The organism is Roseibium salinum (assembly GCF_026240905.1).
Lineage (GTDB): Bacteria > Pseudomonadota > Alphaproteobacteria > Rhizobiales > Stappiaceae > Roseibium > Roseibium salinum.
In genome coordinates this window covers 3,285,799-3,300,522 of the sequence record NZ_JAPEVI010000003.1, presented here as the reverse complement: position 1 = coordinate 3,300,522, position 14,724 = coordinate 3,285,799, and the positions used below count along the sequence as shown (strand labels likewise).

The 14,724-nt window shown below is 61.9% G+C and carries 10 protein-coding genes and 1 pseudogene; 7 read left to right on the top strand and 4 right to left on the bottom strand.

Annotated features, from left to right (window positions below):
* Positions 1-201: 201 nt before the first annotated feature.
* Complete coding sequence (locus tag ON753_RS19790; protein WP_265964713.1) at positions 202-1,218, bottom strand: 2Fe-2S iron-sulfur cluster-binding protein; 1,017 nt, start codon at positions 1,216-1,218, stop codon at positions 202-204.
* 26 nt (positions 1,219-1,244) lie between these two features.
* Positions 1,245-3,023: an ethylbenzene dehydrogenase-related protein gene (locus tag ON753_RS19785; protein WP_265964711.1), complete on the bottom strand. Its 1,779-nt coding sequence runs from the start codon at positions 3,021-3,023 to the stop codon at positions 1,245-1,247.
* A 544-nt stretch (positions 3,024-3,567) separates the two neighbouring features.
* Here ON753_RS19785 and ON753_RS19780 point away from each other — a divergent pair.
* The 7 genes and pseudogenes from ON753_RS19780 to ON753_RS19750 form a co-directional block, all read left to right on the top strand.
* Positions 3,568-4,569, top strand: a pseudogene (locus ON753_RS19780) (HAD-IC family P-type ATPase); the annotation flags it as partial.
* Positions 4,570-4,931: 362 nt separating this feature from the next.
* The gene (locus tag ON753_RS19775; protein ID WP_265964710.1) at positions 4,932-6,311 is read left to right on the top strand and encodes an HAD-IC family P-type ATPase; all 1,380 of its coding nucleotides are present in this window, start codon (positions 4,932-4,934) and stop codon (positions 6,309-6,311) included.
* A gap of 394 nt (positions 6,312-6,705) precedes the next feature.
* Positions 6,706-7,695 (top strand): ABC transporter substrate-binding protein, encoded by a 990-nt coding sequence (locus tag ON753_RS19770; RefSeq protein ID WP_265964709.1) that lies wholly within the window; start codon positions 6,706-6,708, stop codon positions 7,693-7,695.
* 245 nt (positions 7,696-7,940) lie between these two features.
* Positions 7,941-10,187, top strand: coding sequence for a putative bifunctional diguanylate cyclase/phosphodiesterase (locus tag ON753_RS19765; RefSeq protein WP_265964708.1), 2,247 nt, complete (start codon positions 7,941-7,943; stop codon positions 10,185-10,187).
* 157 nt (positions 10,188-10,344) lie between these two features.
* Entirely contained in the window at positions 10,345-10,779 is a 435-nt protein-coding gene (locus ON753_RS19760; RefSeq protein ID WP_265964706.1) for a curlin, read from the top strand.
* Between the two features lie 78 nt (positions 10,780-10,857).
* Entirely contained in the window at positions 10,858-11,244 is a 387-nt protein-coding gene (gene csgH / locus ON753_RS19755; protein ID WP_265964703.1) for a curli-like amyloid fiber formation chaperone CsgH, read from the top strand.
* Positions 11,245-11,278: 34 nt separating this feature from the next.
* The gene (locus ON753_RS19750; protein WP_265964701.1) at positions 11,279-11,683 is read left to right on the top strand and encodes a curlin; all 405 of its coding nucleotides are present in this window, start codon (positions 11,279-11,281) and stop codon (positions 11,681-11,683) included.
* Between the two features lie 214 nt (positions 11,684-11,897).
* Here the strand turns inward: ON753_RS19750 and preA are convergent, their stop codons facing one another.
* Complete coding sequence (gene preA / locus ON753_RS19745; RefSeq protein WP_265964699.1) at positions 11,898-13,211, bottom strand: NAD-dependent dihydropyrimidine dehydrogenase subunit PreA; 1,314 nt, start codon at positions 13,209-13,211, stop codon at positions 11,898-11,900.
* Positions 13,212-13,248: 37 nt separating this feature from the next.
* Positions 13,249-14,595, bottom strand: a complete 1,347-nt coding sequence (locus tag ON753_RS19740) for an NAD(P)-dependent oxidoreductase (RefSeq protein ID WP_265964697.1) — start codon at positions 14,593-14,595, stop codon at positions 13,249-13,251.
* Between the last annotated feature and the right edge of the window lie 129 nt (positions 14,596-14,724).

The following is a 14,724-nucleotide window of genomic DNA, read 5'->3' as shown; positions in this document are numbered from 1 at the left end:
TTGAAGCCGCCGCGTCACGCCGGGCGCACGAAAGTCAGGCCTGGCCCGCTCGTGCGGGTTCGCTTCCAGCGCGACCGCTTTGATGCGACGGGACCGGCCGCGTGGTCCTCACGCGCCGTTCCTGGACGCTCGGTGAGCCGGATCCGGATCCGGGGCCGGTTCGGGCTTAACAGTTACATTCAATTTTGTGAGTTCAAAAACCTAGCCGGCTGTCGCCGTCGTGAACGGCGCCGCCGCCTTCCGGAACAGGGAGCCGGCGAATGCCAGAACGCCCTTGTCTTCCTCGGCGACATAGAATGGATCGGCGTAGAAGGTCGCGCCGGCCTGCCGTGCCAGTTCGCGCATGGTTTCCACATGCGAGGGGGCACCGGCGGAATAGACGATGTGGTTTTCGGTGATGTCGCCGACCAGTTCATGCGGCCGGGCCGTCATGACCGTGTCGTCATCCCCGTCGCTTGCCGTCAGCGTGATCGCAATGCCCCGGTGGCGCAGCCAGCGCACGGCGTCGCGCATGTAGAGACCGTCCCGGGCACGCGACCCCACGACCAGTTTCAGTTCCCGCTTCGGCTGACCCATGCTTGCGGCGACGGCAATCGACCAGATGGGCGCAAATCCGGTGCCGGTCGACGTCAGGATGATCGGCTCGGGCTGGCGGCGCAGAAACGCATTGCCGAACGGTCCGCGCAGTTTGACGGCGTGGCCCTTGCCGATTTCCTTGCCCAGCTTCGAGGAGACGATACTGTCCGGATACACCTTGATGTGAAAGACGATGACGTCCTGCTCCGCATCGAGGTTGAGCGGCGTTGTCGGGCTGTAGTCCCGCGGCGGATAGCCGGCGAAGGTCGCGCGCAGGTACTGGCCCGGAAGCCATGTGACCGGCCTGGCCACCCGGACGCGGATCTCAAGGTAGTCTTCCTTGACTTCCCGAATGGACTCCACGACGCCCTTGGTGGTCTTCACGATCGGCACGGGGTCGTAGGAAATCTCCGCGTCGCCCTCCAGCACCGCCAGGCAGCCGAGCACGGTGTCCTTCTCCCGCGTTCCCAGATCGTCGACGCCGCCGCTCAGCACGCGCACCCGGCAGGTTTCGCACTGGCCGGAGCAGCAGTCATGCGGCAGGACCAGACGTCCGCCGAGGCCGGCATCAATCAGCGTATCCCCGACATTGGCCTTGATCTTCTTGCCGTTGATGGTGACGGTGCAGGTGCTTTTCGACATATTGGCGTGTCCGTGGTGAAGGGCGATCAGTTGAGTGTCAGGCGGACCGGACGCGAATGGCGTGTGTGGCGCGTCTGGTTATGGTCGAAAACGGACAGCCAGACGAACAGGCCGTCTTCCATGGCAAGGTCCTGGTGATGGCCGGTATCCATGTCGCGGATGACTTCCAGCGTCCAGTAGCCGTCATGCCATTCGGATCCGCCCATGAGGTCGGCCCGGCTTCCGGCATATTCCCCCTGGATCAGCACGCCCGGAATAACGGTGCCGACGGGGATCTCGGCGTCCTTCTCTTCGGAGTAGGGGACGCTTTCCTCCTCTAACATCCACCACTGCGATCCCTCGTCTTCGCTTGATTCCACCGACAGGTCGATATTTCCCATGAGGGCAGCGGTTTTCGTGTAGTCGACGGGGAGGCGTTGGACGCCGACCGTGCCGTGATAATGGGTCTCGGGGTCGCCGATGTAATTGTAGACGTAGAAGGCCTTGCCTTCGTCGGCGCTGTACCCGGCGCTGTAGCGGCTCTTGCCTGCCACGTGGTCCGCGCTTGGCTCAAGCGGTGTGCCGAACCACATGTCGTCGACCTTGCCCAGCATGCCGCCGCGGGCTGCCTTCCATTGCCAGACATCCAGCAGGCTGCCGTCGGTCGTATAGTGGAGGCCACGCCCGTGGAAAGCCTTGGGTTTGTCCGAAAGCGGCTTGGGGCCCATATGCGTGCTGGCACCGCCACCGAAGGCATCGGACTTGGAGAAGGCAACGGAGAACTTGTCTTCGTAATAGGCTGTTTCGTCCGACAGGTCCGCACGGTTGTTCAGCATGCGCCAGCCCTCTTCGGTCTTGACGACCGGGTGCCTTTTCAGGGACCGGGTGGCGTCCTCCCAGCGAAAGGCGAAGGCGATCTTGTCGCCGACGCGGAGGGCGCGGACCTCGACGGTGGACTCGCCCGTTCCGCTGAGGTTCGAACCTTGTTGCGTCCTCACGAAAACGGGTCTGGCGTCCTGCCACACCTCATCGCTGAGGTCGCCGTCAAGGACCGGAAGTTCCGCCGCACTCGCCACGACCAGATCTTGCCGGCTGCCGAAATCGAGGGTGACGGCACCGGCGATGATGACGGCTCCGATGGCCAGCGAGATGCCAAGCGGGTGGACAGCCATGCCGGGAAACCGGCGCAGTGCCTGCGGCCGGAACAGCCGCAGCAACTGTGCGATGCCGCCATAGGCATAGTGAAGGATGACATGCGCGACGATATAAGTCAGCACCACCAGGGCCGAGGTGTAATGCACGGTTACCCAGATGCCGCCATGGCCGACATAAAGCAGGACCCCCGTTGCCGTCAGCGTGACCACCGCGGCGAAGAGGATCCAGTAGGCAATGACATTGACTGCGGCAATGCGCAGCTTGTTGCTTGCCGGCAGTGTCAGGACCACGATCTTTTTTGACGAAATGCGCCGTTTCAGTCGGGCGAGCGACATATAGGCGGCATAGGAAAATATGAGCGCCAGCACGAATACCGCCGATACATAGTGCCACGTCCAGATTTCGCCCTGGGGAAGGATCGGCTCGAACAGTTTCGAGAACCAGGCGCCCTCCGCATCCGAGGAAAGCCTGAGGCCGGTCAGCAAACTGACGAAGATCGCGACAACCAGCGTCCAGTGCAGCAGGATCGTTCCGAGATCGCTGCGCACGGGCGGTTTGATGTCTTCCGGTCTGACTGCAGCCGAGCCTTTTTCCTTCGCACCGAGCCCGGTTCGCGCGGACTTTGGCGGAGCAGTGAGTTCGAGCGGGTTGGTGGTCACTTGATCCGTCAATACGGCCTCCAGATTTCGAAACACCATGATCGAGTGTTGAAACAGCGAATCACGGAAGCAATACTAGTAAAGAAGTCAAAAAATAAGCTTAAAAAAGTCTTATTTTGAAGACAAAAATGAAAAATTGTGGCCGCGCAACCTCTACTAAACTTATGCGTGCGATATTTTGGTATCCTGACTTGCCCCATCCCGACTGAAACAATAATGCCCCCTCGGTATTGTTTGCTAATCTTCAATGCTGTTGAGAAATCCAGCGCCGAAATCGGAAGTAGACTAATCGCCATCATGGTGTAGCAAGTATAGTAAATAATGACAGTAAACATATTCCTAATTTTCGGATTTCGATGCTGTCGTTCTCATGGCGAGCGCACCGGCGAACCGGTTCAGCGCCACGGATGCCGCTGGATGGTGCGGCAATGAAACCGTTGATCCAGGTCATACGCGCCCGGCCGCTTCTCTCATAGCGTTGCATCACCTGAAATGTATTCAGTGGGCCCGTGCCAATGGCTCTTGATCCTGGCGCGTGCACCTACAAGTAGCAGGTATGATCGGGCGGGATTGGAAATCGATGAACAGGCACGTGCCTCCAAAGAGCGTACACGCGCAGTCGGCGGACGAGGCGCTTCGCGCCCTGGACGCAGCCGAAACCGGGCTTAGCTCCGCGGAGGCCGCGCGCCGCCTGAGTGGCCACGGGCCGAACCGGCTGCCCGAACCGCCAAGGCGCAGCGTGATTCTGCGGTTTCTCGCGCATTTCCACAACGTGCTGATCTACGTGCTGATCGGCTCGGCCATAGTCACGGCCGCGCTGCAGCACTGGGTGGATACCGGGGTCATCCTGGCGGTTGTGATTGCCAATGCGGTGATCGGTTTCGTCCAGGAAGGCCGCGCCGAACAGGCGATGGAGGCAATCCGCGGCATGCTCGCGCCGCGCTCGGCCGTGCTGCGCGACGGGCGGCGGCAAAGCGTCGACGCCGAAGGTCTCGTGCCGGGCGACGTCGTGCTGATCGAGGCGGGCGACCGTGTTTCCGCCGATCTGCGGCTGATCGAAGCCCGCAGCCTGAAGGCCGAAGAGGCGATCCTGACGGGCGAGTCCGTGCCGGTTGAAAAGGACACGGCGCCGGTGGCTGAAGAGGCCGTGCTCGGAGACCGGACGTCGATGCTCTTCAGCGGCACGCTGGTTGCCGCAGGAACGGGGCGGGGCGTGGTTGTGGCCACCGGGAAGGGTACCCAGATCGGCCGGATCAGCGGCATGCTGTCCGAGGTGACTTCGCTGACGACGCCGCTCGTCCGCCAGATGGACACCTTCGCCCGCTGGCTCACCTTGTTCATTCTCCTCAGCGCGGCTGGTTTGCTGGTTTACGGCTATTTCGTCGGTCATCTGCCGTTCGCCGATCTTTTCATGGCCGTTGTCGGTCTCTCCGTCGCTGCCATCCCGGAAGGCCTGCCGGCGGTTCTGACGATCACCCTGGCCGTCGGCGTGCAGGCCATGGCGCGGCGAAACGCCATCGTCCGCCGCCTGCCGGCGATCGAAACGCTGGGTTCGGTCTCGGTTATCTGCACCGACAAAACGGGCACGCTGACCCGTAACGAAATGATGGCGGCGACGCTTGCGTCCGCGGAACACGTCTATTCGGTGGGTGGCAATGGCTACGCACCTGAAGGCGCGGTGCGCTGGCGCGAGGCGGACGTATATCCCCATGAACATGCCGTCCTGATGGAGTTCGCCCGGGCCGCGGGACTTTGCAACGATGCGGTGCTTCACGGCACGCATGGCGAGTGGCGCGTGGAAGGCGACCCGATGGAGGGTGCCCTGATGGCACTTGCGGGCAAGATCACCGGTGGGGGGCGGAGCCGTTTGGCAACTGGAGCCGGAGCGATGCAATTCCCTTTGATGCCGCGCATCGCTATATGGTCGTGCTGCACCACGATCGCGAGGGTCATGCCTGCATTCACGTCAAGGGCGCGCCGGAAGCGGTTCTGGCCCTGTGTGCCGACCAGCGCGCCGATGGCGGCGGAACGGAACCCCTGGCCGAGGCCCATTGGCATGCCATGGTCGAGGAGCTTGCCACCGTAGGCCAACGGGTGCTCGCGGTTGCGGTGCGCGCCATGCCGCAGGACCATACGACCCTGAACGCCGCCGATCTCGATCGCCGGCTGACGCTGATCGGCCTGATCGGCCTGATCGACCCGCCCCGCTCCGAGGCGGTCGAAGCTGTCGCAGAGTGTCATGCGGCCGGCATCCGCGTGAAGATGATCACCGGCGATCACGCGGCAACGGCCCGGGCCATCGCCGCGATGATCGGGCTGAAGAACCACGAGCAGGTGCTGACCGGCGCGGACATCGCGGCGATGGACGACATCGCCCTTGCAGGGGCGGTCGTGGCGACGGACATCTTTGCGCGCACCTCGCCTGCCGACAAGCTGCGCCTCGTCACCGCGCTGCAATCCCATGGCCTGACCGTGGCGATGACCGGCGACGGCGTCAACGATGCACCCGCGCTCAAGCGGGCCGACGCCGGCATTGCCATGGGCCGCAGGGGCAGTGAAGCTGCAAAGGAGGCCGCGCAACTGGTGCTGGCCGATGACAATTTCGCCTCGATCGCGGCGGCCGTACGCGAAGGGCGGACCGTCTACGACAACATCAAGAAGGTCATCAGCTGGACCCTGCCCACGAGCGCGGGCGAAGCCATGACCATCGTCGTCGCGCTCCTGGCGGGCCTCGCCCTGCCGATCACGGCGGTGCAGATTCTCTGGGTCAACCTGGTCACGGCCGTCACACTCGGGCTTGCCTTGGCTTTCGAACCGTCCGAGCCCGGCAGCATGCGCCGACCGCCGCGCCCTCGTGACGAGCCACTGCTCACCGGCGGACTGGTCTGGCACATCGCCTTCGTCTCGGCGCTGTTTCTCGCCGCGGTCTTCGGAGTTTTCACCTATGCCACGGCCCGCGGCTACGAACAGGCGCTGGCGCAGACCATGGCGATGAACATGCTCGTGGTGCTGGAGATCTTCCATCTCTTCTTCATCCGCAACATTTACGGCACGTCACTCACCTGGAAAGCGGCAAAGGGGACGAAGGTCGTCTGGGCATGCGTCATTGCGGTCACGGCGGCACAATTCGCCATCACCTATGTGCCTCTCATGCAGTCCGTCTTCGGGACGCACGCCGTGCCGTTCTCCGACGGGGTTCTGCTTGTCGCCATCGGCGTGGCATTCTTCGCCCTGGTCGAAATCGAAAAACAGATGCGCCTGGCACTCGGCGGCGGACATCACAAAACCGGCCCGCAATAGGTCTGCCGCTGCGTCACGCGAGCCGTCTTCCCGGAAGTTTTCGGCCTCAAAGCGCATTGACTAAAAAATCACCTTGACCAGTGACATGGCAGCTTTCTAGATTTTCTTGACCATTTGGTCAGCATGGAGTGCAAAGAGGCGTGAATGTCCGCACGCTCCTGCGGTGGCCAGATTGCCAAATGTCCGATACGGCGGGTTGGGAGCCGGATTGTATCGGACCGGTGAGGTCAACCTGGCTTCATGCGTTTAGGCATGAAGGCAGACTGTTGATTGTCATTGACGGGTTGGAGCATGCTGCCTGCGTTGTTCTGAATGCAGGACGCTCCAGGGGTTGAAAGTTCCAGAGAGAGGCAGGCCGGATAAGGTCATGCCCGAAACCAGTAGGGGAATTGCAATGAAGGTATTGAAAAGTCTGGCGCTTGCGTCCGTGTTGGGGGCAGGTCTGGCCTCAGGCGCGGCAAACGCCGCGGACGAGCTGACACTGCAGCTCAAATGGGTCACTCAGGGCCAGTTTGCCGGCTACTATGTCGCGCAGGACAAGGGCTTTTACGAGGAGGAAGACCTGGATGTGACCATCAAGCCGGGTGGGCCGGATATAGCTCCTCCGCAGGTGATCGCAGGCGGTGGCGCGGACGTCATCGTCGACTGGATGCCCTCCGCGCTCGCATCCCGCGAAAAAGGCGTGCCGCTGGTCAACATCGCCCAACCGTTCAAGAAGTCCGGCATGATGCTCACCTGCCTCAAGGACACCGGCATCACGTCTCCGGAGGATTTCAAGGGGAGAACCCTTGGCGTCTGGTTCTTCGGCAACGAATACCCGTTCCTGTCCTGGATGAGCCAGCTCGGCATCCCGACGGATGGTGGGCCGGAAGGCGTGACCGTTCTGAAGCAGGGCTTCAATGTCGATCCGCTTCTGCAGAAGCAGGCCGATTGCATCTCCACCATGACCTATAACGAATACTGGCAGGTGATCGATGCAGGCATTCCGGCCGAAGACCTGATCGTCTTCAAATATGAAGACCAGGGCGTCGCCACGCTGGAGGACGGTCTCTATGTGCTGGAATCCAGCCTGGAAGATCCGGCCATGGTCGACAAGCTTGCCCGCTTCGTGAGGGCGTCGATGAAGGGCTGGGCCTATGCGGCCGAAAACCCGGAAGAGGCTGCCGAGATCGTTCTTGAAAACGATGCGACCGGTGCCCAGACCGAAAAACATCAGGTCCGCATGGTGAGCGAGATCGTGAAACTGGTCGACGGTTCCGACGGCAAGCTCGACATGGATGCCTACCAGCGCACGGTGGACTCGCTGTTGTCCGGCGGGTCCGATCCGGTGATCACGAAGGAGCCGGAAGGCGCGGTGACGACTGTCGTGACCGACAAGCTGTAAACTTCCCGTCCCAGTCGGGAAATGACAGGACCGGAGCGGCAAACCGCTCCGGTCTTTTGTTTTAAGCAATGTCCCTAACCAAATCGAAAACTTTACGCGCTTGTATCGCTCCTGGAATTACTTGCATTCAGGCAGCTTCACCTGAATGCGGAAAAGGTGGTCGCCGGAAAAGTGCCGGAGAATCTCGTCAGCGTCGCCTAGTACGCGGGAGGTTCCGGACGCGCCAGCGGGTTTATGGATAAGGGATGCTCAACTGGTCTGAAAAGGCAGGCAATATCGGCCCGGTTCCCGCCGGAGAACCGGCCTCGCGTTCTGCTGGAGCTTTGCCCCAGAACGGCATTGCGGGCATTCCGTCCGGCCTGGTCATCATCGTGATGTTCTGCGCCGTCATCCTTTCGTTCGGCGTCGTCCTGTTCAAGGTCCTTGTCGCCGAGCAACAGGCGGCTGCAAGAGAACTGAAATCCGTCTCCCGCGTCTTCGAGAACCACAAGCAGGTCCTGTTGACGGACATGGAGCGCTACGCCGCCTCGAATGCCGCCTACCAGAACATAGAAACCGCAAAGTCGATGGACTGGATCAAACACCGGTTCGGCGCTGACATGGCTCAGAATATTGCCTACGACCGCATGGCTCTCGTCGGCAGAAACCTGGAGGTGATTTTCGCGGCAAATGCCCCTGGTGCCGGCGTGCCGGAACTGTCCACGGCCAGGATCCGGGAAATTCTCGGAGGGACCGTCGAAAAGATCCGGAATACCTATCAGCATGGCCTCGTCACCACCGGCGGCGGCGAGGTGCGTTTTGCGGGCAGGCTTTCTGATGTCGCAGGCGTGGATATCGTCGAGATTGACGGCCGCCCCAACCTTGCTGCCGCCTTCGCCGTCGTGCCCGATCCGGGCGGCATCAAAATGGTTCACGGCCCGCCGAACATTCTGGTCACGACCTTTGAGATCGATGCCATCCATCTCGGCAGCCTGCTCGCGAGCCTGTCACTCGACAATCTGATCTTCGCCAGGCAGGTCCCGGAGGACATGATCTCGGTCCCGCTGGCCGGCAAGTCGGGCCAGGTTCTGGGCCATCTGGCGTGGTATCCCATGAGCCGGGCCTCCGCCATCATCGCAAGTTCGCTCCCGATCCTGGTCATCTCGCTGGGAATGATCCTGACGATCACGCTGATGACCCTGCGCCAGAACGCAAATGCCAAAGCCCGCCTTGAGCAAAGGGAGCAGGAAGCGCGCTATGCGGCCGATCACGACTTCCTGACGGGCTTTGCGTCGCGGGGATACTTCCATTCGGCGGCGGCAAGGTGGCTGGACGCCAGGGATGCGGCGGGAAATCCAGCCGCGATCATCTATCTCGATCTCGACAGCCTGAAGCAGGTGAACGACGTTCACGGCCACTCGGCCGGCGACCAGTTGATCCTCGAGCAATCTCGGCGCATCAGCCGGGCGCTGGGCCCTGACGGGCTTGTCGGCCGCATCGGCGGCGACGAATTCGTCATCCTGACGGACCGGTGGGGCACCGGTAACAACGCTCTTCAAGACATCCGTGACCTTCTCCAGGCCTTGAGCCGACCGGTCGAGTTCGAAGGCAAGCGTATCGACGCTTCCTGCAGCGCCGGTATCGCCCGCTTTCCCGACCACGGAAGCACGCTGAAGGAGCTGATCCGCGCGGCGGACATTGCCCTGCAGCGTTGCAAGATGGAGCACAAGAACGCCTTCCGCCTTTACGACGAGCGCATGGACGACATGCTGCGCGAGCAGAGGGAAGTCCGCATCGAACTCGATGCCGCGCTTCGCAACCATGAATTCGAGCTGTTCTATCAGCCGATCGTCCGGGCCGGGACGGGAGAAACCGCCTATTTCGAGGCGCTGATCAGATGGCGGCATCCCGAACGCGGGCTCGTGCCGCCTGACCGGTTCCTCCCGATCGCCCTTGAGGCAGGGATGATGCCGGACATCGGTGCCTGGGTTCTCGAACGCGCGCTCAAGGATGCCTGCGGCTGGCAGAAAGCCGGCGTTTCGGTCAATGTCTGTACCAGTCAAATCCGGAAGCCGGGTTTTGCCGAACTGGTCGAGACACTCCTCAGGCGGTACGATTTTTCGCCCGAGCGCCTCGTTCTGGAAATCACCGAAAGCCTGATGCTGGAAGAGGGCCAATCGACGCGCGAGACGCTGGAAAAGCTGCGCGATCTCAAGGTGGTCCTTGCCATAGACGACTTTGGAACCGGCTATTCCAGCATGAGCTACCTGCACAAGTTCCGCTTCGACACGATGAAGATCGACCGCAGTTTCGTCTCCCGTATCGGCGTCGACGAAGAAGCCGACACGCTGGTGCGTTCCCTTCTGGGCCTTGCCAGGGAAATGGGCATGCAGACCATCGGCGAAGGGGTCGAAACCGAGCAGCAGAAAGCGTTTCTCGTCGAGGCCGGATGCGGATTCATGCAGGGCTACCTGTTCGACAGGCCGCTGCCCCTCAAGGAACTTGCGGCCTGACCGCCTCGGGTCTTCCGGCCGAATTTCACAGAAATTGCCGATTGTCCGTTTATGAACGAAATCTGAACGCCCGGTTCACTCTGAGTTCCGGGACGCATTGCTAATCCTGTTCACGTCATCACGACACGGTTTTCAACCAGGACAGAGGATTGAGACAATGATCCGCAGATTTTTGATTTCCGCCGCAACCACTCTCGCCCTTGGTGCCTTTGCGGCTCCGGCCATGGCCGGCGGCATTACCATCGACCAGTACGGCTTCGGCAACAGCGCAGGCGGCAAACAGGTCGGGTCTCGCAATGCCATCGGCATTTTCCAGGACGGCTATTACAACAATTCGGTCAACCGGCAGTTCGGGCGCCGCAATACCGCGGCTGTCGGCCAAAACGGTTACGATAACCATGCGGACACCTGGCAGAACGGTCGTGACAATGCTGCCGGCGTTGGCCAGTTCGGTGGAAACCACACCGCGATCATGACCCAGGACGGCAACGGCAACATTGCCGCCGGTGTCCAGGTCGGCAACGGCTGCAATGCCAACGTCTCCCAGGCCGGATCCGGCAATGTCGCCGCTTTCGTGCAGACCTGTCCATAAGGAACGGACGGGCCCATTGAGAATTCTTCTCGACAGGCCGGGACCCGTCCCGGCCGTCGTCGAACAGGAGCAAGACCCATGTTGCAGTATTCCAAACCTCTCCTCGCCGGAACGTTCGCCCTGCTTGCCGGTACGGCTGTCTGGGCTGCCGGAAACGGTGTGGACGGTGAAGGCCCGCGCTGTGAAATCGTCGAAAGCGCCAACGGATCGATGACAGTTCTCCAGGGCCGCATCGAAGGCGAGGCCGGCGCCAGTGGATCCTACCGGATGACCGTCGAAAGCTCCGGCGGTAGCGGCAGCACCAATGTCAGCCAGGGCGGCGACTTCACCCTCGAAAAGGACGGCACGGCAACGCTTGGCAAGGTGACCCTCGGCAATAGCGGTGCGACCTATGATGCGCGCCTGAAGGTGAAACTCGATGGCCGGTCCTTCGATTGCACCGGCCGGTTCAGCGACCGCATCTGAGCGATCAACCAATTTCAGACCCAAGGGAAGACAGATGAAACCGACATTTTTCAAAACGCTCGCAGCCGGAATGCTGGTCTGCCTCGCGTCCGCAAACGCCGCCTTTGCCGGCGGCTCGTTCTCCGTCTCCGTGCAGCCGCGCAATCAGGACGAGGCAAACATGATGCGCGCCGGCCTTGGGATTTACTCCATGGTCAACCAGTTTCAGCGCGGCGGCGGCATCAAGCAGAAGGGCATCGCGAACGCTGCCGGCGTTCTGCAGAACGGCTTCGGCAATCACGCCGTGGTGCATCAGGACGGCAAGGGCCACAACGGTACCATCCAGCAGCATGGCAATGGCCATTCCTACGGCCTGTTCCAGTTCGGCAAGGGCGCCAACGCCCACGTGGTCCAGAGCGGCAACGGCCAGACCGGAACCTCCTTCCAGTTCGGCTGGTAGGGCAACTTTTCCCTGTGACGGCGGTGATCCAGACAGCGTCGGATTACGCGAAATTTTTCAGCAGGTGATCACGCGGAATACCTGATCCCCGGTCATGGCGCTGACGCGCCAGACCGGGATTGTTTGTTCTGGGGTCTGTCTCTGCGGCGCTCGAAAACGAAAAAACGCAGGCAAGCGGGGCTTGCCTGCGTGAGAAACCGGAACGGGCGGCCGCCTACTCCGCCGCTTCCCGGACCGCCATCGGGTTGTTCGGGTGCGTCGTCCAGTTGGCGTAGTCTTTCTCGACGACCTTCTTCGTGCGCGGATCGATGGTGCCGGCAGCCATGGGCTCCATGGTGATGCAGTTCTCCACCGGGCAGACATTGACGCACAGGTTGCAGCCGACGCATTCCTCGTCGATCACCTCGAACTTGCGTGCTCCGTCCACCATGTTGGTGATCGCCTGGTGCGAAGTGTCCTCGCAGGCGATGTGGCAGCGGCCGCACTGGATGCACAGGTCCTGGTCGATCTTCGCCTTGGCGATGTAGTTGAGGTTGAGGTGCTGCCAGTCGGAGACATTCGGCACGGCCCTGCCGACGAACTGGTCGACAGAGGTGTAGCCCTTCTGGTCCATCCAGTCGCTGAGGCCTTCGATCATGTCCTCGACGACCTTGAAGCCGTAGGTCATGGCGGCGGTGCAGACCTGCACCGTGCCGGCGCCAAGCGTCATGAACTCTGCCGCGTCGCGCCAGGTCGTGATGCCGCCGATGGCGGAAATCGGCATGCCGTAGGTCGCCGGATCGCGCGCGATCTCAGCGACCATGTTGAGGGCGATCGGTTTGACCGCCGGGCCGCAATAGCCGCCATGGGCGCCCTTGCCGTCGACGGAGGGCGACGGCGCCATGATGTCGAGGTCGACGCCCATGATCGAGTTGATCGTGTTGATGAGCGAAACCGCGTCCGCACCGCCCGCATTGGCCGCCTGGGCGGGTTTGCGGACATCGGTGATGTTCGGGGTCAGCTTGACGATGCAGGGCATGCGCGTGTTCGCTTTGACCCAGCGGGTGACCATCTCGATATATTCCGGAACCTGGCCGACGGCGGAGCCCATGCCGCGCTCGCTCATGCCGTGCGGACAGCCGAAGTTGAGTTCCACACCGTCCGCGCCGGTATCTTCCACCTGCCTCAGGATGTTGATCCAGTTCTGCTCCTCGCAGGGCACCATCAGCGAGACGACCAGGGCGCGGTCCGGCCAGTCGCGCTTCACCTGCTTGATTTCCCGCAGGTTCACTTCCAGGGGCCGGTCGGTGATCAGCTCGATATTGTTGAGGCCGATCAGCTGGCGGTCCTTGCCATGTATCGCGCCGTAGCGCGGGCCGTTGACGTTGACGACCGGCGGGTCCTCGCCAAGCGTCTTCCACACGACGCCGCCCCATCCAGCCTTGAAGGCCCGGACCACGTTGTATTCCTTGTCGGTCGGCGGCGCGGAGGCCAGCCAGAACGGGTTCGGCGATTTGATGCCGATAAAGTCTGTACGCAAGTCAGCCATGATGGCTCTCCCTCAAATCCGTGACGCCGGGCGCTTCTCAAGCGCTCAAGGCGGCATTGATGCTTTCAGCGGCAATCTTCCCGTCTTCGACGGCGGCAACGGTGAGATCCTCGCCGCCCGTCACGCAATCGCCGCCGGCCCACACATCCGCGAGGCTGGTTCTGCGCTCCGCATCGACGACGATGCGGCCCTTCTCCAGGTTCAATGCGCCGCCCAGATCGGTCTGCACCAGCGTCTGGCCCACGGCCTTGAACACCATGTCGGCGGGCAGGGTGACGATGTCGCCGGTCCCGGTCAGGGAGCCGTCCTGCTCCTGCGTGCGCTCCAGCTCGATCGCGGTGATCGCGCCGTTTTCGGCAACGAGCGCCCTCGGCTGTGCCCAGGTCATGATCTTGACGCCATTGGTCTGAGCCAGGTGCTGCTCGTATTCGGAGGCGTTCATGCGGTCCTGGCCGCGGCGGTAGGCGATCGTGACGTCTTCTGCGCCGAGCAGTTTGGTCTGGACCGCAATGTCGACCGCGGTCATTCCGCCGCCGATCACCACGATGCGCCGTCCGACCGGAAGCCTGGAGAGATCCTTTGCCTGGCGCAGGTCGGCAATGTAGTCGACCGCATCGATGGCCCCGCTCTTGTCCTCGCCGTCGATACCCATTGCATTGACGCCGCCGAGGCCGATGCCCAGGAAAACGGCGTCATAGGAGGCGCGCAGGTCGTCCAGGGTCAGATTTTCGCCCAGGCGCTTGCCGGCCTTCCATTCGATGCCGCCGATGGAGAGGATGAACTCCACTTCGCGGGCCGCGAAATTGTCGACGGATTTGTAGGAGGCGATGCCGAACTCGTTGAGGCCGCCGGCTTTTTCACGGGCATCGAACAGGGTGACGTCGTGGCCGTGAACGGCCAGCCGGTGTGCGCAGGAAAGACCCGCGGGACCGGCCCCGACGACGGCCACCTTCTTGCCGGTCGGCGCGGCGCGGGTGAAGGGGGTGGAGCTGTTCTCGGCCATATAGTGGTCGGTGGCATAGCGTTGCAGCTGGCCGATTTTCACCGGCTTGCCTTCCGCCACCTCGCGCACGCAGACCTGTTCGCACAAGGTCTCCGTCGGGCAGACGCGGGCGCACATGCCGCCCAGGATGTTCTGTTCGAATATGGTCTTCGCCGATCCGGTCGGGTTGCCGGTCGAGATCTGGCGGATAAATTGCGGAATGTCGATGCTGGTCGGGCAGGCCTGCATGCAGGGCGCGTCGTAGCAAAAATAGCAGCGGTCCGCTTCGACCTGGGCTTCATGCGGTTCCAGAAGCGGATGCAGGTCGCTGAAATTCTTTGCGTAGGCGTCCTCAGGCAAGCGTCCGGCAGCTATATCCGGGCCGGCTTTGGTCTGGGTCATGGAGATCTCCGGAAGGTTGGCGATCGTTTTCACACCGGCTTCCTTCGTTTTTTGAGGAAGCTCGTGGACCCATTGGAAAAAAATTTGAACAGTTAGTCAAATATTTTTAGAACAATTAAAAACTTGAGG